General features: G+C 68.1%; 18 protein-coding genes and 1 pseudogene. 10 read left to right on the top strand and 9 right to left on the bottom strand.

What is annotated here, in order from left to right:
* Positions 1-118: 118 nt before the first annotated feature.
* Both PV679_RS04780 and PV679_RS04775 read right to left on the bottom strand, forming a co-directional pair.
* Positions 119-838 carry a hypothetical protein gene (locus PV679_RS04780; RefSeq protein WP_319678532.1) on the bottom strand — a complete coding sequence of 240 codons (720 nt, stop codon included), beginning with the start codon at positions 836-838 and terminating at the stop codon, positions 119-121.
* Positions 839-1,041: 203 nt separating this feature from the next.
* Complete coding sequence (locus PV679_RS04775) at positions 1,042-1,476, bottom strand: ATP-binding protein (protein ID WP_319678533.1); 435 nt, start codon at positions 1,474-1,476, stop codon at positions 1,042-1,044.
* A 185-nt stretch (positions 1,477-1,661) separates the two neighbouring features.
* Between PV679_RS04775 and PV679_RS04770 the strand changes: the two genes are divergently transcribed.
* Genes PV679_RS04770 through PV679_RS04760 form a run of 3 tightly spaced genes read left to right on the top strand, consistent with a single transcriptional unit; the run spans position 1,662 to position 4,151 of the window.
* Entirely contained in the window at positions 1,662-2,924 is a 1,263-nt protein-coding gene (locus tag PV679_RS04770) for a hypothetical protein (RefSeq protein WP_319678534.1), read from the top strand.
* A 32-nt stretch (positions 2,925-2,956) separates the two neighbouring features.
* On the top strand, positions 2,957-3,448 hold the full coding sequence (locus PV679_RS04765) for a hypothetical protein (RefSeq protein ID WP_319678535.1): 492 nt from the start codon (positions 2,957-2,959) through the stop codon (positions 3,446-3,448).
* 58 nt (positions 3,449-3,506) lie between these two features.
* A complete protein-coding gene (locus tag PV679_RS04760; RefSeq protein WP_319678536.1) occupies positions 3,507-4,151 on the top strand; it encodes a hypothetical protein in 645 nt (214 codons plus the stop codon).
* 463 nt (positions 4,152-4,614) lie between these two features.
* On the opposite strand, the pseudogene PV679_RS04755 reads toward PV679_RS04760, so the two are convergent.
* From PV679_RS04755 to PV679_RS04745, 3 genes and pseudogenes are all read right to left on the bottom strand, one after another.
* A pseudogene (locus tag PV679_RS04755) lies at positions 4,615-4,845 on the bottom strand (integrase); the annotation flags it as partial.
* Positions 4,846-5,409: 564 nt separating this feature from the next.
* Positions 5,410-5,889, bottom strand: a complete 480-nt coding sequence (locus PV679_RS04750) for a hypothetical protein (RefSeq protein WP_319678537.1) — start codon at positions 5,887-5,889, stop codon at positions 5,410-5,412.
* A 196-nt stretch (positions 5,890-6,085) separates the two neighbouring features.
* Positions 6,086-6,889, bottom strand: coding sequence for a hypothetical protein (locus tag PV679_RS04745; RefSeq protein WP_319678538.1), 804 nt, complete (start codon positions 6,887-6,889; stop codon positions 6,086-6,088).
* Positions 6,890-7,114: 225 nt separating this feature from the next.
* On the opposite strand from PV679_RS04745, the gene PV679_RS04740 reads away from it, so the two are divergent.
* Complete coding sequence (locus PV679_RS04740; protein WP_319678539.1) at positions 7,115-8,200, top strand: Gfo/Idh/MocA family protein; 1,086 nt, start codon at positions 7,115-7,117, stop codon at positions 8,198-8,200.
* Between the two features lie 75 nt (positions 8,201-8,275).
* Here PV679_RS04740 and PV679_RS04735 read toward each other — a convergent pair whose 3' ends face one another.
* Positions 8,276-9,133, bottom strand: coding sequence for an NAD(P)-dependent oxidoreductase (locus tag PV679_RS04735; protein WP_319678540.1), 858 nt, complete (start codon positions 9,131-9,133; stop codon positions 8,276-8,278).
* Between the two features lie 198 nt (positions 9,134-9,331).
* On the opposite strand from PV679_RS04735, the gene PV679_RS04730 reads away from it, so the two are divergent.
* Positions 9,332-11,203, top strand: coding sequence for an SMI1/KNR4 family protein (locus PV679_RS04730; RefSeq protein ID WP_319678541.1), 1,872 nt, complete (start codon positions 9,332-9,334; stop codon positions 11,201-11,203).
* 168 nt (positions 11,204-11,371) lie between these two features.
* Here the strand turns inward: PV679_RS04730 and PV679_RS04725 are convergent, their stop codons facing one another.
* The gene (locus tag PV679_RS04725; protein WP_319678542.1) at positions 11,372-11,638 is read right to left on the bottom strand and encodes a hypothetical protein; all 267 of its coding nucleotides are present in this window, start codon (positions 11,636-11,638) and stop codon (positions 11,372-11,374) included.
* Positions 11,639-11,773: 135 nt separating this feature from the next.
* Positions 11,774-12,445, bottom strand: a complete 672-nt coding sequence (locus PV679_RS04720; RefSeq protein ID WP_319678543.1) for a hypothetical protein — start codon at positions 12,443-12,445, stop codon at positions 11,774-11,776.
* Positions 12,446-12,618: 173 nt separating this feature from the next.
* On the opposite strand from PV679_RS04720, the gene PV679_RS04715 reads away from it, so the two are divergent.
* The 3 genes from PV679_RS04715 to PV679_RS04705 all read left to right on the top strand — a co-directional run bounded on the left by PV679_RS04715 (position 12,619) and on the right by PV679_RS04705 (position 17,125).
* Positions 12,619-13,827: a HupE/UreJ family protein gene (locus PV679_RS04715; protein ID WP_319678544.1), complete on the top strand. Its 1,209-nt coding sequence runs from the start codon at positions 12,619-12,621 to the stop codon at positions 13,825-13,827.
* Positions 13,828-13,955: 128 nt separating this feature from the next.
* The gene (locus tag PV679_RS04710; RefSeq protein ID WP_319678545.1) at positions 13,956-15,932 is read left to right on the top strand and encodes a metallophosphoesterase family protein; all 1,977 of its coding nucleotides are present in this window, start codon (positions 13,956-13,958) and stop codon (positions 15,930-15,932) included.
* Positions 15,933-16,045: 113 nt separating this feature from the next.
* Positions 16,046-17,125: a WxL protein peptidoglycan domain-containing protein gene (locus PV679_RS04705; protein ID WP_319678546.1), complete on the top strand. Its 1,080-nt coding sequence runs from the start codon at positions 16,046-16,048 to the stop codon at positions 17,123-17,125.
* Positions 17,126-17,278: 153 nt separating this feature from the next.
* Here the strand turns inward: PV679_RS04705 and PV679_RS04700 are convergent, their stop codons facing one another.
* Complete coding sequence (locus PV679_RS04700) at positions 17,279-18,193, bottom strand: Gfo/Idh/MocA family protein (protein WP_319678547.1); 915 nt, start codon at positions 18,191-18,193, stop codon at positions 17,279-17,281.
* 565 nt (positions 18,194-18,758) lie between these two features.
* Here PV679_RS04700 and glnII point away from each other — a divergent pair.
* Positions 18,759-19,778 (top strand): glutamine synthetase, encoded by a 1,020-nt coding sequence (glnII, locus tag PV679_RS04695; RefSeq protein WP_319678548.1) that lies wholly within the window; start codon positions 18,759-18,761, stop codon positions 19,776-19,778.
* Between the two features lie 367 nt (positions 19,779-20,145).
* Positions 20,146-20,757: a winged helix-turn-helix domain-containing protein gene (locus PV679_RS04690; RefSeq protein ID WP_319678549.1), complete on the top strand. Its 612-nt coding sequence runs from the start codon at positions 20,146-20,148 to the stop codon at positions 20,755-20,757.
* Positions 20,758-20,821 lie beyond the last annotated feature (64 nt).

Genomic DNA, 20,821 nt, shown 5'->3' with positions numbered 1-20,821 from the left:
CCACGCCCATCGGACCGCAAAGGGAGGGGTCACGGTACCCCGCCACGCATGGCCCCGGCGGAGCAAGCTGTGGGGTAAGGAGTCCTTGCCCCGGCAGAGCATGTTGTCGCGATCGAAGTCATCCAGAGCGCCCCGACGAGATCTCTGCCAGCTCGCCCGGTCCAGTTCCGATTTGCAGGTCGGTTGTCGTGAAATCACTGAGATGCATGACGAGTTGACCGCCCCGCATCCACGGCATCCGTGGGTCGCCGAAGCGGAGTCCCGTGACATCGACAGGCACGGGCAGGGTTTCGCCCCGCTGATAGAGCGCGCCGTGAACACCGGACAAAGCGAAGGCCCTTACCCGCAAGGCCACGTACCGGCGACGCAGGTGAGGACAGGCCGCAGCCGATTGGGCGGCGCAGGGCAGACAAACCGGTGGATGAGTGGTGTGCTCTTCCTCTTGCCACAATTCGGGTTCCTGCGCGTCTGCATCGAGCAGCCACAGCACCCCGTCGGGGTTACGGTCGGCGGGCTTGCCGCAGATCTGACACAGGAGACGACTCATGGCCAGCCGCTGCCGCAGGCTGTGCACGTTTCCGTACTCCGGCCGGCCCCGGCCCGGCTGTGAAGGAGTGCGGGTCCAGAGGACGCCGTTCGCGTCCCGGTCGTACGACCGCTCATCGGCGTACGCGATGCCTCGACCGTTCCGGCGAGCCACCACCGGCATACTGGCTTCCCCCTCCTCGCTCCACCGGGTGATGTACGGCACCAACTCCGGCCGCGCAAACCCTCGGGATGCAGGAAGCGCGGCCTTACGTCCGTGCACCGTGCCTCGGTGATCCGGCTTCGTCGTCATGACGCTGCTGTTCTTCTCTCAATAGATGTGATCCAAAGATGGGCGATGGCTGACTGAGGGAGACATGCATTGGAGACTGTCCCTGCGCTCGGCCGGGAATCGGCGTGCCGCCATGCAGCCCTCGTCCCACATACGTCCAGGCACGAGCCGGGGGTCAGCCCCAGCAACAACCAGCAAATGCGCTGGCATCAGGCCGCGGACGCCTATGCCGCCCCGCCCACGTCGGCGGCGAACCTGGCCCAGACCGACTTCCCCCCGCCGTCGCGGGGTTCGCTGCCCCACGCGTCGGCGAGCGCGGCGACCAGCAAGAGGCCGCGACCGTCTTCGTCCTCCGCCCCCGTTGCCTCGACCGACGGTTCGACGTCGGAGTCGTCGGCAACCTCCAACACCACGTTCGAGCCGTCGATCGTCAACCGCACCGGAATCTCCGTGGTCTTTCCATGCCGTAGCGCGTTACCCACCAATTCGGACGCGACCAGCACGACCGTGTCGGCCAGTTCGGACAGGTCCCAGGCCCGTAACGCCTCCCGCACGGCATGCCGGACATACGCCACGAGCGACGCGTCGCCAATCCGGATGGCCATCACCTTGTTGACGTGACGACTGGTCTGGAGAACTGGTTGGTGGGCATGATCCACGACCTTCCTGGCCCAACTCAGAGGATCAGTAAGCCGGGCAGGGTCGCACTCGGGGTTGGAGGGCCGATCGGTTCGGATGGGTTTCGTCACCAATCCAGGTTCGGCGGACCGGAGATCCGGGAGTAGTACCGGCAGGTGTTATCGCGGCGGTAATACGCTGGTGGCGGCCGGTGGCGGCCACCAGCATGTCCGGCAGCACGCAGGTCACCTCGTACGAGGTGCTGGCGCGCATCGCCGACGGACTGCGCGTTCCCGGCGACTTCATCGGCCTCGCCCCGCGTCCATGGGAGACCGAGGCCCCGCCCCGAGCGGAGACGGCGGAGGTGCCTGTGCGTATGGACAGTCCTTGGCAGACCCACACCACGATCGAACTCGCCGACCGGCTCACCCGAGCCGATCTGACCATGGACCGGCGAGCGTTGGCCCGTGCCCTCGCAGCCACGGCCATGTCCGGCGCCCCCCTCCTCAACAGCCTGGAAGGGTGGATGCACCCGGGCGAGGAAGGCCGACGGCGCACCCGCCCAGGGCGTCTGGGCCTGCGGGACGTCGAGCAGTTGGAGGAGACCGCGAAAGCGTTTCGCGCATGGGACCATCGCTACGGCGGCGGACTGCGCCGCCGAGGAGTCCTTGGTCAGCTTTCGGAAGTCGCGACCGTACTGGACGAGCACCAGGCCCCAGCGGTCGAGGTACGGCTCTACCGGGTGCTCGCGCATCTTGCCGGGACGGCAGCCACCATGGCGTGGGACAGCGGCCTGCAACGGCGGGCCCAGGACTACTACCGGCTGTCCCTGCGGGCCGCACACGCGGGCGGCGACCGTCTGTGGGGCGCCAACGTGCTGGCGGGCATGGCCCGTCAGATGCTGTACAGCAACCGACCACAGGACGCACTCGAACTCGTTCGCCTGGCCCAGGACGGCGCCCGCGACGTGGCCGGGCCCCGGGTGAGGGCGATGCTTCGGACCCGGGAGGCATGGGCACTGGCCGCCCTCGGGCGTACCTCGGCGTTCACACGGGCGACCGAACAGGCGCGACAGGACCTGGGCGAGGCCGCTCCCGAGCAGACCGAGCCGCACTGGATCGCCTACTTCGACGAAGCCGAACTCGCCGGCACCACCGGCGGCCGACTGCTGGAACTCGCCCGGCAAGATCCTCGTACACACGCCAACCGCGCAGGTGAGGAAATCCGGCAGGCCCTCTCACAGCGCGGCCCGGAGGCGGGCCGAAGCAACGCCCTCGACCGGCTCGGTCTCGCGGAGGTCTACTTCCTCAGCGGGGACCTGACTGCCGGGTGCCAGGAGACCCACGCCGCGCTGGACGTCGCCGAGCGGGTGCAGTCCGGACGTGTACGGGAGGGCATGGCGTGGCTCTACTCGTACACCGTCGGACATGGCGCGTCCCGCCCGGTCCGGGAAGCTCGGGCCAGACTCCGCGAACAACTCGCCGACTGATGAAGCCGCTTGGGAAAGAGGAAGAAGCCGCTGTGACGACGCTTGCCGTAACCGGCCACATGGACCTGACGGACGCATCGGTCCCCTTGGTCCGCGACGCAGTACGAGACCTGCTCGCCGGATACCGGGGCCCGAATCTGGTCGGGGTGTCCTGCATCGCCGCCGGATCGGACAGCCTCTTCGCCGAAGCCGTACTCGCGGCCGGCGGCCGTCTTGTAGCGGTGATCCCCTCGCACGACTACCGCCGAACAAAGGTCAGGCCGCAGCACGCTCCCCTATTCGACAAGCTCATTGAGGCCGCCGACGAAGTACTGACCATGCCCTTCGAAACGGCCGGCAGAGAGGCATACGAGGCAGCCAACCGCGTACTCCTGGACCGCGCCGACCGCTTGGTCGCCGTCTGGAACGGCCAGCCACCGGGTGGCAAGGGCGGCGGCACAGCCGACGTGGTCGTTGACGCCCGCACCGCAGGCATCCCGGTCGACGTGGTGTGGCCGGAGGGCGCCGAGCGCATCGGGGCCTAGCTAGGACGCCGTCACACGTGGAGGTCGTCTGGGTTCAGTTCGACCGTAGACTCGGGAGATGGATACCGCGTCAGTCGTCGCGCTCATCGCACTTGTAATCTCGGTTCCCTCCGCTCTCGTCACCTTTCAGTACAGCCACAAGCAAACCGAAGCAGCCGCGAGAGCAAACGCTCTCACTGAGCGAGCACAACGCGAACAGGCAGAGCCATACGTCATCGCCGATATTCGGCCGAGAGTACCCGGGTCATCGCTACTAGTTTTCGTCATCGAAAACATCGGGCCGACTCTCGCCCGCGATGTCCAACTGTCCGTCGACCCTCCTCTGCGGACAACTCTCGGTGCGGAGAAAGAGGCCATTCTCAACCAAGCGGTTACCAGGAAGATCGCTGCGCTGCCTCCTGGTCGGCGACTTCCGTTCGTCATGGACGTTGGCCACAAAGTGTTCTCTTCAAACCTTCCGCTCCTCTACACGGTCAAGGTCCAGGCCAGCGGACCCTTCGGCGTCATGGAGCCGCTGACCTACGTTATTGACCTTGAGATTCTGAGAAATACCGGATTGGACACTGAATCTTTAGAATGGAGCACGCACGTTCTTGCCGAGCAATCGAAGAAGTCGGCCAGATCTCAAAAGCAGCAGGCAGACGCTCTCAGGAGCCTCACAAGGCATGTCATCGAGACGTCTGCGCGGACCCACGAGGAATAGACTCCAACGGTCAATTAAGGGCGGCGGTGTCAACACCACGGCACGGCCATCCCAATACACTTATCTTCCCAACGCCGCGACCTTGGCCTATAGGTCCGCCTGCCCGGCCAGGCCCAGAGTGTCAGTGCACCCCTGTGGCCACGATCCAATGTCCCCTCGGAAGCCCGAGTGCACCGGAGCCGTCTGATCCAGCCGCTTTCATCCCTTCCATCTGGGCTTCATGGATTCGCCCTCAGACGTCCCGGCTTGAGGCGTAAGAATCTACAGAGCTTAGGACCCGAGTCGGGGGCACATGCAGGGCACACGGGAGTCAAAAATGCCCCGCATCCGTGCAAGGTCACGAAGGATGAAACGCCAGGTCAGCGGGCGTTTGAGCAGAAAGTCGCAGGTCAGCGGCGGGCGGGTGGCACTTCTTCGACATCTAGGCCGAAGCCGAAGCACCGCTGACCTGCGGTAATGCCCTTTAGGCCCCCGCCTGGAGCACAACGGGGGCGCTCCCCCGAGATGTCAGGCCGTCGACCGCCGCCGTCAGGGCGCGGTCGACGGCCTTCTTCGTCCGCTCCTCGCCGGCGGGCATCAGGTGCGTGTACGTGCGCGGCGTGAAGCCCGGGTCGGAGTGGCCGAGATACTCGGAGAGGGCTTTGACGCTCTCGCCCGCGTCGAGCGGCACGCTCGCGTAGTGGTGGTAGAGGGCGTTTGGGGCGCCACTGCACCCGATAGCGGGCTGTGGTGCCGGCGGCACATATCTCCTCTGTGGAAAAGCCGGAGCCGAGGAACGGCCTGTTCTGTACGCCGACTCCGAGGGCCGGGCCACGCTGATCGGTGCTGACCTCGTGGAGGCCGTCACGCTGATCGTGGTACTGCCTTTCTGGCATGAGCTGGCGGCGGGCTTCACTCCGACGGAGCTGGGATCGGATCTACGTGCCGACCGGCCCGATTTCGACGCCGAGCGCGACCGTCTCCTGGCCGCCCTCGGGCTCGCTCCTGTGACTGAGGAGGAAGCTGCCGCCCGGCTGCCGGCCATCGCCGCGTGTACGGCCCCCGACTATGTTCCTCTGGTTCCGGACGACGATCACCTGCCGTACGAGCTTCTCTTCGCCGACGGCCCCACGTCAGCGACACCAACATCGGGCCCTTGCTCGGTCTCCCCAGCTTCTCCTGCCTCGCTCCGCGGATGGCGAGACGGTTTCCGGTAGTTGAGCGGGATCGCGCCCAGCGGCCCGGTCGTCGCGTCGAGTGGACGCAGCGTCTTCCCGTATTACACGGCCGGATCCTTCTCGGTGCGGCGCTCCGCTCCCGGGGCCCCGGCGCGCGCGATGACGGCGGCCAGCGCGAAGCCCAGGACCGCCGGATTGACGTAACCCGGAACGGCGCCGGTGGCGTAGTCTCCACCGTCATTCGTCTCGCAGACGAATTGGAGCGGCAGGTAATTCACCGTGTAGTCGGTGATCATGTTGGCCATTGTCCGCTCCTGCCAGCCGGGTGTGCGGCAGGACCGGATCGGTGCCGAGTCGGCGCCGCCGTCCGCCGCGGACATGACCGCCCCGACGACATGGAGCAGGCCCCACGTGTACAGCGCGATGGCGACGGCGCCCAGGATGGCGGCGAGGCTCCTGAGCCACACCCGGCGGTCGGCACTCCGAAGGCCGACCCGGCCGAGGGTGCCGAAGCCATGGCCGGCGAAGGCGAAGGCCAAGATCAGTCCGGCCGGAACGAACAGCAGAAGCAGGAATGCCATCGGCCGAGTCCATCAGGCCAAGATCACGACGGCTGTGACGGAGCCCACAGTTCCGGCAACAGAGGCGTCACAGCTCAACCGCCGTCTCTCATAGAGTCATTGGCTCCGGAGCGTGCCGATCAGGCGGGTGCCTGTGAGGGTTTCCCGGAGGGTCTCGTACAGACGACCTCCGGGCCGGGCTCACATCGCGCGGCTGTCAGGCGAGTTCGAGGACGGGGCGGGTGCTGAACTCCTCGTACATGTCCGCGCCGTCCGGGCCGTTGAGGAACTCCGCCATGGCGGGGTTGCGGTTGGCGGTGGCGAGAGGCAGCCATTGGACAAAGGTGCCGTATCCGCCGCATACCGCCTCTCCGCCGTCGCCGCCGTACACCGACGCCGGGTCGGAGGTCATCTCCGCCTGGTAGACGTCGTAGGCGATGTGCAGGCCGAAGGCGTTGGGCTGGTGCTGGGGTCCGCGTCCGGCGCCGTACGGGAAGCTGTCGAGCGGGCAGTGGTCCCCCCAGCGGAACAGTGTCGCCACTCCCGCGCCACAGGCGTGCTCCCACTCGTCCGGGCTGGGCAGCCGCAGACCTTGTCCGGCGAGTGCCGCCGGGACCCTATCGGGCAGTTCGGTGAGTTGTTGGGATTCGACCGCGATCAGCAGTGTGGGAACCGTGACCGTGCGCCGCGCGGTGAGGAACTGGGCGAGATGGGCGCGTGGATCGGGGTCGAAGCCGTAACCGCCCCGCAGGCTCTCGGTCCGGTAGGAGTCGAGCTGCTCGGCCAGTGGCTGCCAGGCGTCCGGATCGAAGCCGACCGTCACCTCGCCACCGGGTATGAGAGCGAAACGCTGTCCCGCGCGTTCGACCAGCGCGCGGTGGAGCCTGCCGTCCAGGTGCGGGGCGCTGTCGAAATGGACGAGCTGCCCGCCCACCTGGCGGGCTGCCTCTCGGGCATGTCGCGCGGCGGCCTCGTGGTCCAGAGCGCGCCAGTGTTCGAAGGTCAGGTCAGCGACGGACATGACGCTCAGTCTGGCACCCGGCACCGACAACGTGATTCCCGGAACGTGGCTCCTGGCTGAGCACGGCAGGCGTTCAAACGGGCATTGACGCGGCGGCCACGGGAAACCACGCCGTCGGTGATCTGCTTCTGTCGCGCCCGGTACCGCCTGGCACGACAGAACCGAGCGGCGTCTATCGTGCACCGAGCCGTTACCCCACGGCCCGTCTTTCGAGGAGCGAATCACGTGAGCGCAGCACCTGTACGCTTCGGCCTGGTCGGCAGCGGCTGGCGGTCGGAGTTCTTTGTCCGTCTGGCGCGTAAGCTGCCCGACCGCTTCGCGGTGACCGGTGTGGTGAGCCGGTCCGCCGAGCGCGGCGCCGAGGTGGAGGCGTCCTGGGGAGTGCCCGCCTACCGCACGGTCGACGAGTTGCTGGCGGGCGCCGAGCGGCCGGAGTTCGTCATCCCGTCCGTGCCGTGGTCCGTCACTCCGGAGGTGACGAAGGATCTCGTACGCCGCGAGGTGCCGGTACTGGCGGAGACGCCTCCGGCGTCGGACCTCGAAGGGCTGCGGGACCTGTGGCGTGAGACCGGTGGCAGCGGCCTGGTGCAGGTGGCGGAGCAGTATCCGCTGATGGCGGGACACGCGGCCCGGCTCGCACTGCTGCGGGAGGGAGTGATCGGAGAGGTGACGTCCGTCCAGATGTCCTCCACGCACCTGTACCACGCGGTGTCCCTGATCCGGCACACGCTCGGAGCCGGCTTCGAATCCGCCACGGTGACGGCCAAAGACTTCACCGCTCCGCTCGCCGATCCGTTGTCCAGGGACGGGTGGTCCGGCGATCTGACGCCCAAGGACGCCTCGACGACTCTCGCGTTCCTGGACTTCGGCGGGCGGATGGGACTGTATGACTTCACGGACAACCAGTGGTGGAATCCGTTGCGCGGACGGCGCATGGTGGTGCGCGGTTCGCTGGGCGAGATCATCGACGACAGCGTGGTGCGGATGGCCGACCCGCGCACCCCGGTGGAGTCCGCGCTGGTCCGCCGCCGGACCGGGACCGACCTCAATCTGGAGGGCGTCGAGCTGCATCACATCACGTTCGACGGACGGGTGGTGTACCGGAACGAATTCGTCGGCGCGAACCTCTCCGAGGACGATCTGGCCGTCGTTGACCTGCTGTGGCGTACCGGTGCCTGGGTGCGCGGTGAGGGACCGCAGCCGTATCCGCTCGCCGAGGGCTGCCAGGACCATCTGATCAGCCTGGCGATCATGGAGTCGGCACGCACCGGGGCCGCCGTGACCACGACCCGGGAGGCCTGGGCGGTCTGAGCACCGGCGGTTCGCGAGGACTCTCTCGGTCCCGGCCGCCGGGAGGCTTCGTCCTCCCGGCGGCGGGCCGGGTCGTCAGCGGTCGATGATGTCGCGCCAGGAGTGCCGCGGCACGAAGCCCAGTGCTTCGCGGGCGCGGTCGATGCTCAGCAGTGTTCCGTATGTGCCGATCTCGCGGGTGAGCTCCACTTCTGGGAACACCTCGGCGAGCAGTTCGGCGGAGGGCCGGTCCATGATGGTGTCCGCCGCCGCGATGACGAAGCTCGGCGCTCCGGTCACGGGCGCGGCGAGCGCGAGGCGGCAGGCCGCCGCGACATCCCGGGCGTCGATATAGCCCCAGAGGTTCCACTTCCGCAGCCGCGCGTCGGCCCAGTAACCGGGCACCAGGTGGTAGTCCTCTTCGAGGTGGACGTTGGACAGGCGCAGCGCGACGAAGGGGATGCCGGACCATTCGGCGATGTGCTGGGCGGTGGTCTCGCTCGCCACCTTGGACAGCGCGTAGGTCGTGGTCGGGTACGGGTAGTGGTCCTCGTCCACCGGCGCGTAGCGGGGCGGGACGTCGAACGGCAGGCCGAGCGTGGTCTCGCTGGACGCCCACACGACCCGGGACAGCTTGTTGTGCGCGGCGGCGAGGAAGACGTTGTTGTTCATCGCCAGGTTGGTGTTCAGGGTGTGGGCGGCGGGAAAAAGGCCGGGCGCGGGGATATTGGCCAGGTGGATCACCGTGTCGGCCTCGCTCAGCGCGTCGACCGCTTGTCCGTAGTCCGTCAGGTCCGCGCGCAGCAGCGGTGCTCCGATCTTGGCCATGGTGTCCCGGTCGCCGGGCCCGGCGGCGATGTCCACGGCCAGGACGTCGAAACCGTGTTCCAGCAGATCCGCGACGACGACACGGCCGGTCTTCCCATTGGCACCAGTGACGGCGACTGTGGTCATGGACGTTCTCCCAACTCGGCATCACTACTCGCGACTCGACGTCACTCTCGCGACTCGGCATCGCTCTCGCGTCTTGCTGCTCCATCCTCTCCCGCCGCAGGCCGGCGGCACCACCGGCCCGGTACTCGGTAGACGGAAGTGGTGCCTCCGGATGTCCGCGCGGGCCCGGCTGTCAGTGGGCGCTGGCACGATGAGCCCATGAAGATCTACAACTGGCGGCCCTTCCTTGAGCGGTGGAGTGAGGACTGGGTCGACTCCGCCGGTGCGCTGGGGCAGGAAGTCGCGGACGAACAGGTCCCGCGGGAGCGATGGCTGGGGTTCGCGCCCGCTGACGAGGATCGGATCGAGGCTCTTGAGGAGCGGCTCGGCGTGGCTCTGCCGCCGACCTACCGGTCGTTTCTGGCGGCCACCGACGGCTGGCGGCCCGCCGGGACGTCCGTTCGTCTGATGGGGACGGCGGAGGGTGTGCACTGGCACGCGGACCCGGGCGGTCTTCAGGAGATCTACGAGAGCGACCTGGGTGAGAGTCCCTCCGAGGAGGAGGTGCTGACGGCCGGCATGTGGGGCAGGGCGCTCCAGTTGTCCCTGGACTCGGACATGACCGACGTCCTGCTCGACCCGGGCGATGTGAACGCGGACGGTGAATGGGCCGCCTATGTCCATCGTGGCTGGTCGGGCGAGTACCCGGATCGCTACGAGTCGTTCACGGAGCTTATGCAGGCGCTGTTCAAGGACTTCCACCGGGTGAACGGAGACAGGCCCGGGTTTGTGAATGAGACGACCCGTGAGCTCGACGCGGCCGTCGAAGGAGCGCGGGTGGCGTGTCTGGGCGGTGATGACATCGACGGTCAGCTCGATGTGTTCGCCGAGGCCGAGGAGTCCGGCAGAGTTCGCGCCCGTGGGCTGCGCGTCCAGGTGGAGGCGATGCTGGGCGGCGGTGAGGTGAGTTCCCGTGTCGCGGGAGGCCTGGACGATCCGCTGTACGCGCACGAGTTCCTGCCGCTGGCCGCTCGGGAGCATCTCCGGTCCCGCCGTGGCGAGGCGGAGTTCGTTCAGCCTCATGACGGTGCGGACCGGGAGCGGGCCCTGGCGGTGTTCCGGGAGATCGGCGAGCTTACGTTCCGGTACGAGCCGCCCGGCCCTTTCGGAGATGCCGTCGCCGTGGCGCGGGAGCAGGCGCGCTGGGGCGATACGGACGCGGCGTGGCGCACCGTCGCGGCCGCGGTGCCCGACTGGCAGCCGTATGGCAGTGAGCACGTGGCTCCGGTCGGACTGCTCGCGGATCCGCTGCTCGGGCCGGTGATCACTCCGGAGCGCGGTCGGTACATCCTGGAAACGCCTCGTGGCGAGCGGGCCGAAGAGGCGCCGGCGTGGGACGACGGCGAGGAGGCGGCGCCGGAACCGGACGGGTTGGCCTGGCTCGCCGATCAGGAGCCCGCGGAGCCGGCGGGTTCCTATCGCTTCGTCCTGGTTCATGGCGTCTCGCCGGAGGAGCTGGCCGGGCGAATAGGAAAGGGTCCGCTGCTGGCGCCGTCCGGTGAGCGGGACCTCTCCTCGCGACACGGGAGTGACGAGCATGGTGTGGCCCGGCTCGGATCGAGTGGAGACGGCTGGAGTTTCGCCTTCGAGAGCCGCCCGGAGGCTTTTCGGCCGGGACGGCTGAACGGCGTGGACGAGTCGGTTTCGCGGGGCGCGAAGTCCGTCGCGGTGTGGGTCGAGCGTGGCGGCCTGTCCGGCGCGTTCCCAGGATCCTTCCATTTCTCCTATGCCGAGGACGGGCGGCGTGTGTACGGATTCACCGCGCGCGGCGGAGAGATCGAACGATGGGGGACGCTTCCCGGGTCGCTCGCACCGGAGGACCTCTTTCCGGCGACTGGCTCCGGCGGTCCGGCTCTGGATCCCGATGACGAGTACGAGGCGCTCAGCGCTCTCACGGAAACGTTCGGCGTTTCCCTGCCCCGCTTCGCGATCGAGCACGGGCGGCTGCACGCCGTCGCGGCCGAGCCATGGGTGGCGCCGCCCGGCCCGGAAGAGCCGCCTGTCGGAGCTCGGAGCGATGTGATCGGCTGACGCACTGCTTGGCTGACGCACTGCTTGGCTGACGCATGGTCTGGCTGACGCATGGGACGGAAGGTGTGCCTGCGCCGCACCGGGCCGTGCGCGGTGCGGCCGGCCTCCGGATCCGGCCCTGGGCACGGATCCGGAGGCCGGCGTTGTCACGGCCGTGCGTCCGCTCCCTCAGCGGATCAGGGTGCGCACCATATGGCAGGTGGTGTCGGACGGCGGGCGGATGCCGATCCTCGCCGCCGTGCTGCGGATCCTGCGGTTGCTCGCGTTCGCCGGATGGTAGACGCCCGAGTCGAGCAGGGCGATGGCGAGGCGCATGGCCTTGAGCCGGCGGTTGTGCGTCTCGTACCACTCACGGGGCAGGCCCGCCGGCAGTGGCTTGCGCTTGAGGGATGGCAGGGTATCGAAGGGTTTCGTCGTGATTGTGGCAACGGCCATCGGCGACCTCCCGGCACGTGGTTGGACCCTCACGAACTCCCTCTATTTTACTGCCTCGCACTGACAATCGTCCCTGGCCAGAGGGCATTTGAGAGAGAGTCCGGCGGCACGGCCGACGCCACTCGGCCGGCTCCACTAGTGCTTGTCGAGCCAGATCACGATCCCGGTCCAGTCGTTGAGCACGGCCGCGACGCCCGCCCTGATGGCGGCCGCGCAGCGCTCGGCGGTGAACGAGTCGGCGTCGTACGTCGAGGACGCGCCGAGCCCTTCGCCGCGGAACGACGCGCCGGACCAGTCGACCGCCGTGACGTTGTGCGTGGGCTCAGCCAGTTCCGCTCCCACGACGAGGAACTGTTGTGACAGGTGGTTCGGCGTGACCGTCGAGAGAGGATCGATGAGGTCGTTGCCCGCGCTGACGATGAGGTCCGGGCTCAGCTCAAGGGCGCTGACGACGCTGGGAAGGAGGTCGGACGGACCGTCGGCGACCACCGTCCTGAGGTCGACGTGCTCGGTCTCGGCCCACTCCTTGACCGCCTTCACCAGGGCCTTGGTCGGGCGGTCGTCACCGGCGGTGAGGAGTACCACGCGGTAGTCCTTCGACGGGTGGACCCCGGTCCAGGAGCCGGGCCGCGGCGTGGCGGTCGCCTCCGGGGTGGGCGGGGCGGAGGGGTCGATGAACCCGGAGCCGAGAGTACCGATGGCGGAGGGCTTGGGATGCGGCCGTGACCAGTCGTCGCCGGAGCTGCATCCGGTGACCAGCGCGGCGGCCGCGGCCAGCGTGGCAGCGGCCCGAAGCGAGGGGCGCAAGGCGATCGTCCTTCGTGTGGTGGTGGATGGTGCGCCTACATCCTCCTATCCCAGTTCCTGTCGCTTTCCTCCACGGGTGTCGTTCTCGGCTTTGTTTTTCCGTAATTCGCCCGCGAGCCTGATCCTGTTCATCCGTGACATGGAACGTGCACTGGCAACCTCAAGGAGCCCTCATGTCACATCGGGTCCGCCTCAGCATCATCGGGATCACTGCGGCGGTAATCACTTTCCTGAGCGTCGGGCAGCCGGCGTTCGCCCACGGGTTCACGTCGGTCGTGTACGCCCATGTCACCGCAGGTGACGAGGGCCATATACGGACGACGCTGAAGCTCGAATACGACCTCTTCGTCGCCTCCGCCGCCGACTACGAGGACGACGATCAGCTCTTCCAGACCGGAAACGCCGCATTCGAAGCCGGTGACACCAAAGAACAGGCCGCGGCGCTCAACGCCCATTCGAAGTCGGCCGTGAAATATGTCACCGATCGCTTCCCGGTCTCCTTGGACGGCAAGGTCTGTACGCCGACCCAGGTCGGCGACTTCACGATGACCCGGCAGGAGGGCGTGCCGTACGCCGCTCTGCTGCTCGACTGGACCTGTGCCGGGCCGGGCGACGATCACGTACTGCGCAGTGGACTGTTCCCCGACTCCGAGGGCTATGTCACCAGCACCAAAACGATCGTCACCTACGAGATCGACGGCCGTGCCGGCAGCGCCGCGCTCGACGCCGCTCATCCGTCCTTCTCGTTGGGTCAGTCGTGGTACGAGCGGTTCTGGGAGTTCTTCAGCCTGGGTGCCGAGCACCTGCTGACCGGGACCGACCACATCCTGTTCCTGCTGGCGCTCATCGCCGGCTCACGGCGTCTGCGCGAGATCGTGCTCGCGGCCACGAGTTTCACGCTGGCGCACTCGGTGACGTTCATGCTCGCCGCCCTCGGTCTGGTCGACGTGCCGTCGAAGGTCGTGGAGCCCGTCATCGCGCTGTCGATCGCCGTGGTCGCCGGCTGGTACCTGTGGCGGATCTGGCGGCGCGGCGGCCATGCCGCCGACCTGGAGGCGGTGGAGGGCAGTCACTTCAGCCTGGACCGTGCGGGCTGGACCCGCCTCGGGGTCGTGTTCTGTTTCGGCCTCGTGCACGGCCTGGGCTTCGCGGGCGCGCTGGGCATCGACCAGGCGTGGTCGTGGACCCTGCTGTGGTCCTTGCTGGTGTTCAACGTGGGCATTGAGGGCGTGCAACTGGCGATCATCGCCATCGTTTTCCCGCTGCTGACCGTGCTGCGCCACCGGGCGCCGACAGCCGGCCTCTGGGCCACCGGCGCGATCTCCGCGGGTGTGGCCGCCATGGGGCTGGTGTGGTTCATGCAACGGGTGTTCGGGTTCTGAGACCGCCTCAGACCCCGTAGAAAGTTCAACCAGTCCCAAGATCGTATTTATGACTAGTTAACCAGGCGATGAGACCTTAACGGTCTCCATTCATGCACCTCAGTGTGCGCAAAAGGAACGAAAAACCGATGAAATTGAGCACCCCGACGCAGGCCTCCGGGCTTGTGCGGCGCCGCCTGGCCACAGGCGCCACAGCGGCATTCCTGGGCTTGACAGTGGCCCTCGGCAGCGGCATGGCGTCCCCCGCCGCCGCCGCCGAGCCCGCTTCGCTCACCGGCATCATCCTCGGTGTGGGCGCCAACGAGACCCAGCGCACCGTGACGTGGTACTCCTCGGCCGACACCGCGCAGAAGCTCCAGGTCGCCCCGACCACTGAGCTCGTCAACGGCGAGTTCCCGGCCGGCGCCGCCACCTTCGACGCCATCGGCGGAGCGAACATCGCCACGAGTGGCGGCTTCAACCGCCACGCGACGATCACCGGCCTGAAGGAAAACACGGCGTACTCCTACCGTGTCGGTACCGAGGGCAACTGGTCCACGGCGTACTCCTTCAAGACACAGGACTTCGAAGGCAACTACGACTTCCTGTTCTTCGGCGACCCGCAGATCGGTTCGTCCGGCGACCTGGCACAGGACCAGGCCGGCTGGCAGGACACCGTGGACGTCGCTCTCGCGGCCAACCCCAACTCCGAACTCCTGGTGTCGGGCGGTGACCAGGTCGAGAGCGCCAACAACGAGTCCCAGTGGAACTCCTTCCTGGCCCCGGACAAGCTGCGTCAGTACCCGTGGGCCGCCACCATCGGCAACCACGACGTCGGCGGCAAGGCCTACGAGCAGCACTTCTCCACCCCGAACACCGACCGCTCGGGCCCGCTGTACTCCAACGGGAACCCGGAGTCCAACACCTCTGGCGGTGACTACTGGTACATCTACAAGGATGTGCTGTTCATCGACCTCAACAGCAACAGCTACGCCACCTCTCAGGGTGGCGGCGGTGACGCGGCGCACATCAACTACGTCACCGACATCATCAACAAGCACGGTTCCGAGGCCAAGTGGAAGGTACTCACGTACCACCACTCGATCTACTCGCCGGCCTCGCACGCCAAGGACGGCGACAACAAGACGCGTCGGGTCGACTTCCCGACCACGTTCTCCAAGCTCGGCGTCGACCTGGTGCTGCAGGGCCATGACCACAGCTACTCCCGCAGCTACCTGATCAAGAACAGCGAGAAGGCGAACCCGGACGAGAAGCCCGGCGCCGCCGACGTGTACCCGGGTCCTGGTGGCGTCCTCTACGTGACGGCGAACTCCGCCTCCGGCTCGAAGTACTACGACATCACGAAGCCGGACAGCAGCGGCACGAGCGGCGCCGGCAACGGTGCCGACCCGCTGAACCCGGACAGCTACTGGTACAACTCGGTTCAGAACCAGGAGCACGTCCGCACCTACGTCAAGGTGCAGGTGCGCAACGACAAGCTCGTCGTCGAGAACGTCCGCAGCGGCACCTGTGACGCCCCGAACTCCGAGGTCTCGCAGGGTTCCTGGTGCAACAACACCACGGCCGACCAGCCCGTCGGCTCGCTCGTCGACAAGGTCACCGTGCACCCGTACAACGGTGACGGCCAGTCCCTCCAGGTCAACGTGCCGAACGCCGCTCCGGGTGAGTTCGGCTGGACGATCGACGGCTACAACGGCCTGGTGGACCTCGGCACCGCCCAGGAGCGCAACGGCGACCACTTCGAGGCGAGTGGCAAGATCAACCCGATCCTCGTGTCGGACAGCCGTCGCTCGCTCGCTCCGTGGTCGGTCTCGGCCAATGTGAGTGACTTCAAGGACGCCGACAAGACGTTCTCCGGCTCCTACCTCGGTTGGGCTCCGCACCTCCTTGACGGTGGCGCGGGTGCCGTGGCCAGCGAGCCGGTGGCTTCCGGCTACGACGACCAGGGCAAGGGTCTGTCCATCTCGCGCGGCCTCGGTTCGGCCGAGCAGGGCCACCCCCGTGGTTCGGCCAAGCTGGGCGCTGACCTGGGTCTGAAGATCCCGGACAGCGTCGACAAGGGTGGCTACCGTGCCACCCTCACGATCACTGCGCTGAGCAGCTGATCGGACCTGTTCCACCTGGCGGGGCAGGCGCCTTCCGGTGCCTGCCCCGCCTCACCTGGCGGGGTGGGCACCTTCTGGTGTCCTGCCCCGCCTCCCGCTCCAGGAGAACCCCGATGCACGCGCCCGTAATACGCCGGACGACCACCGTCGCCGCCCTCATTCGTACCGCCGTCCTGGTCCTGCTCACCGCCTTGACCGTCGCCGGCCTGTCCGCCGGCACCGCTCAGGCAGAGGACGGCAACGTCACCTGGACGGTCAGGACGGCCTCGAACAGCTACGGCGCCGACCGGTCCAGCTTCAGCTACAACGTCAACCCCGGTGGACAGGTCAAGGACACCATGGCCGTCGCCAACCGCGGCAAGTCCCCGCTCGAACTCGCGGTCTACGCCGCCGACGGCTTCACCACCGACATGGGCCGGCTCGACCTGCTCACCAAGGACAAGAAGTCCGTCGGAATCGGCGCGTGGGTCCACGCCGACCGCGACAGCGTCGTGATCCAGCCCGGTAAGTCCGCCAACGTGCCGTTCACGGTCACCGTTCCGGACAACGCCACGCCCGGCGACTACGTCGGCGGTGTCCTCACCTCCCTGAAGCAGGCCGACGACGCCGAGGGCATCAATGTCGACCGGCGCCTCGGCATCCGGGTCAAGCTGCGGGTCAGCGGCGAGCTCAAGCCGACACTCGCGGTCGAGGACCTCCACGTCGACTACGACGGCTCGTTCAACCCGTTCGCCAAGGGCGACGCCACCGTCACCTACACGATCCACAACACCGGCAACGCCATGCTGTCGGCCAAGCAGGCGGTGTCGGTCTCCGGCCCGTTCGGCTGGCTGCGGACCAACGCCGGCGGCATCGCACCGCCGCCGGAGCTGCTGCCGGGTGAGAGCTGGAAGGTGAAGGTGCCCGTGCACGGCGTGGCGCCCGGAGTCAGCCTGGCCGCCACCGCGACCCTCACTCCCGTGCTCGCCGACGCGTCGGGCTCCACCACCTCGCTCAAGCCGGTCCAGGCCACGACGCACGGCTGGGCCGTCCCGTGGACGCTGCTGGTGCTGCTCGTCGTGGTGATCGCGGTCATCGTCGGAGCGCTCGTCGTCTCGCGCCGCAACCGCGCACGGCGCAAGCTGCGTGAGGACGCCCGCGTACGGGAGGCCGTCGAGCAGACGCTCCGCGACCAGCAGACGCAGAAGAGCTGACCGTCCGCGTGCGTCGACGGACACGACCCACCGGACCGCACCTGACCGTCCCTGTCCGGCGGATGGCGCCGCCCGCCGTCGGACAGATCCCGGGACAGCCCGGGCGCGGGGTGTGCGCCGCCGGGCCTCATGGCGCACACCCCGCCGAGCCGGCTACTCCTTCGCCCGCGCCGCCGCGCGCTCCTCGGCCTCCGTCAGGATCTCCGTCAGCCGCAGCCCGAACCGTGCGTCGCAGCCGTGCGGCTGTCCCGTACGGACCGACTCCAGCAGCGCGTCGATCGCGTTCCGGAACGAGTCGACCGGGTCGCTGACGCTCTCCGGCAGCGCGGCCACACCGTGCTCGCCGCGCACTTCGATCCCCGTACCGCCGCCTTCCTTCGGCGCGCTCAGGCTCAGCGCCGCCGAGCTGGCCGCGCCCGAGGTGTGCCGGAGCACCAGATGCGTGAGATCGGGCTCGGAACGTACGGCCGTCACCTCCGTCACATCGCCGAGCAACGGAATGAGTACGGACAGCGCGTGCGGGCCGACGTCCCACAGACCGCCCTTCTCACGGCGCCAGGGCGATTCGGCGAAGGGACTGTCGTCGGCGCTCTCGCCGTACAGGGAGCCGAGCCAGTACGCGTGCGCCGTGAACCAGCCTCCCTTCGCGGCCTGTTCGTCGATCCAGCCGGCCGTGTCGGCCGCGAACCGCAGGGTGCAGAAGACCACCGAGGAGACACCGGCGCTCGCCACCGCGTCCGCCACCTCGCGGGCCGCGGCCACGGTCGTCGCGACCGGCTTGTCCATGAGGAGATGGCATCCGGCGGCAGCGGCGCGTGCCGCGAGCGGCGCCTGGATGTCCGGCGGAAGAGCGAAGGCTATGGCGTCACTCTCGGCGAACAGTGCGTCGAGTCCCGCCTCTCCCGAGTGGGCGGTGGTGCCATGGGCGGCGGCGAGGGCGGCGGCGGCCTCGGGACGCCGCCCCCAGACGCCGCTGAATTCGATTCCGGTATGGCCGGCGAGGGCGGGAGCGTGTGCGAGCTCCGCCCAGGGGCCGGTGCCGAGGAGTCCGATACGTGGCTTGCTCATGCCGCTCAGTGTGCCGCGTCCGCGCAGTACAGAGAGGCCCGGGAGGGCAAAAAGCGGGACAGCGGCGCCGGTCGCTTCGAGCCACACCGAGCGGCACTGGCGCGCGAGCTGTTCCCGGCCCCATACTCCTCCGTACGGACGCACCGGACGGTCTCGTACGAGCGATGCCGTTTGCGTCCGCCGGTCCGTCCGACCGGCGAGAGCGGCGCTTCGAAAACGATCACAAACTCACCGTGCGGACGGCGTGCCTCATGACGCTCCGGCGTCCCGGGGCACGGATCAGGCGCAGGCACCCGGCGAGTCAACCGGCCACTGGACAGGGGCACTTGGTATCTACGGCCGAGGTCTCGGGCACCGGCCGTGACGGACCGGCGCGCGTGCTCCCGGACACCGGATCCGAGTCGTCGCCGAATGACCACGCGGCCGCGCGGGCAGTTGCCCGGCTCGGGATCGCTGAAACAAAAGAAGCCTGAGTAACACGTGGTTCACAGTGAGGCAACAGCCGGGAAATCACATATTGCGAGGCTTCGGGTTAAAACTGCTGCACCCGCAAAGGATGAGGCCCGTGACCTTCAAGGCTGAGTACATCTGGATCGACGGCACCGAGCCGACAGCGAAGCTGCGCTCGAAGACGAAGATCCTGACGGACGGCGCCGAGCTGCCCATCTGGGGCTTCGACGGGTCCAGCACCAATCAGGCCGAGGGCCACGCCTCCGACCGGGTGCTGAAGCCGGTCTTCTCGTGCCCCGACCCGATCCGCGGCGGGGACGACGTCCTCGTCATGTGCGAGGTCCTGAACATCGACATGACTCCGCACGAGTCCAACACGCGTGCGGGGCTCACCGAGGTCGCGGAGAAGTTCGCGGGCCAGGAGCCGATCTTCGGCATCGAGCAGGAGTACACGTTCTTCAAGGGCACGCGCCCGCTCGGCTTCCCGGAAGGCGGCTTCCCGGCCGCTCAGGGCGGCTACTACTGCGGTGTCGGCTCGGACGAGATCTTCGGCCGTGACATCGTCGAGGCGCACCTGGACAACTGTCTCAAGGCGGGCCTGGGCATCTCCGGTATCAACGCCGAGGTCATGCCGGGCCAGTGGGAGTTCCAGGTCGGCCCGCTGGCGCCGCTGGAGGTCGCGGACCAGCTCTGGATCGCCCGCTGGCTGCTCTACCGCACCGCCGAGGACTTCGACGTCTCCGCGACGCTCGACCCGAAGCCGGTGAAGGGCGACTGGAACGGCGCGGGCGCGCACACCAACTTCTCGACCAAGGCGATGCGCGAGGGTTACGAGGCGATCATCACCGCGTGCGAGTCGCTGGGCGAGGGCTCCAAGCCGCTCGACCACGTCAAGAACTACGGCGCGGGCATCGACGACCGGCTGACCGGCCTGCACGAGACCGCCCCGTGGAACGAGTACAGCTACGGCGTCTCCAACCGCGGTGCCTCGGTCCGTATCCCGTGGCAGGTCGAGCAGGACGGCAAGGGCTACATCGAGGACCGCCGTCCCAACGCCAACGTCGACCCGTACGTGGTGACGCGGCTCATCGTCGACACCTGCTGCACCGCGCTGGAGAAGGCCGGCCAGGTCTGACCGTCCGGCTCAGCGCGCTTGTCGCACCGGCTCCATGAGGGGGCGGCCGCCCGTACGGCGGTCGCCCCCTCATTGTGCTGCCCGTCACTCGGTCCGGACGTCAGGAGAGCCGAAAGGTGCCTGCTGCGCTCCTCCGGTATCTGCTTCAATGGGTCCATGGCCAGCTTCGAACAAACCGCGACAGGTCGCACCGACCTTGAGCCGTTCTGGCCGTCCCGGCAGCATCACGACTTCGACCGGGTGTGTTGCCGCGCAAGGAACGCGCCGGCCCTCTAAAGCTTTCTTGGCCTTCGGCCGCCGCGCATGACGTACGTCCCGTCCGTCCTGTCGACTTGACGACTCCTTCGCGCGAAAGAGCTGACCCTCCATGGCGAACCCCCGTTCCTTCTCCGCGGCGAGCGCCGCCGCACTCGGCCAGCAGCCGGCCGCGTCCGGCCGGCACCGGCTCCGGGCCGTCGACCGTGACGAGACCGTCCCGGCCGGCGGTTCCGCCGGTCCGCCGGCCGGATTCCCGGCCGGTCAGGTCGTGGACTTCCTGCCGCCGGGCGCCACCTGGCTGCCCGCTCCCCCGCACACCCTGCCCTCGCTGCCGGGACAGCCGCCGATGATCGGCTATCTCGTACTCGTGCCGGCCGATCAGCAGGCGGCCGTGCTGGCGGCTTCAGCGCCCTATGTCTCCGCCGACACCGGAAGCCGTGGCGGTCCTGTGGTGATCGACAGCGTCCAGCGGACCGCCGGCGTCGACGGGCGGCAGCTCGACCTGACGTATCTCGAATTCGAACTGCTCTCCCATCTCGTGGCGCATCCGCACCGGGTACACACCCGCGATCAGTTGGTGACCACGGTCTGGGGCTACGGACATGTGGGCGACGGGCGGACCGTCGATGTCCATGTGGCGCGGCTGCGCCGCAAGCTGGGAGCGGAGCATCGCCACACCATCCAGACGGTGCGGCGGGTCGGATACAAATACGCGCCCTGAGCGGTACCCGGCTGTACGGAGCCCCGCCCGGCGACCGGCAGTGCTCCGTACAGCCGCGAGGTCC

It is taken from the genome of Streptomyces sp. AK02-01A (assembly GCF_033795305.1).
Taxonomy (GTDB): domain Bacteria; phylum Actinomycetota; class Actinomycetes; order Streptomycetales; family Streptomycetaceae; genus Streptomyces.
This window is presented reverse-complemented; position numbering and strand designations above follow the sequence as displayed.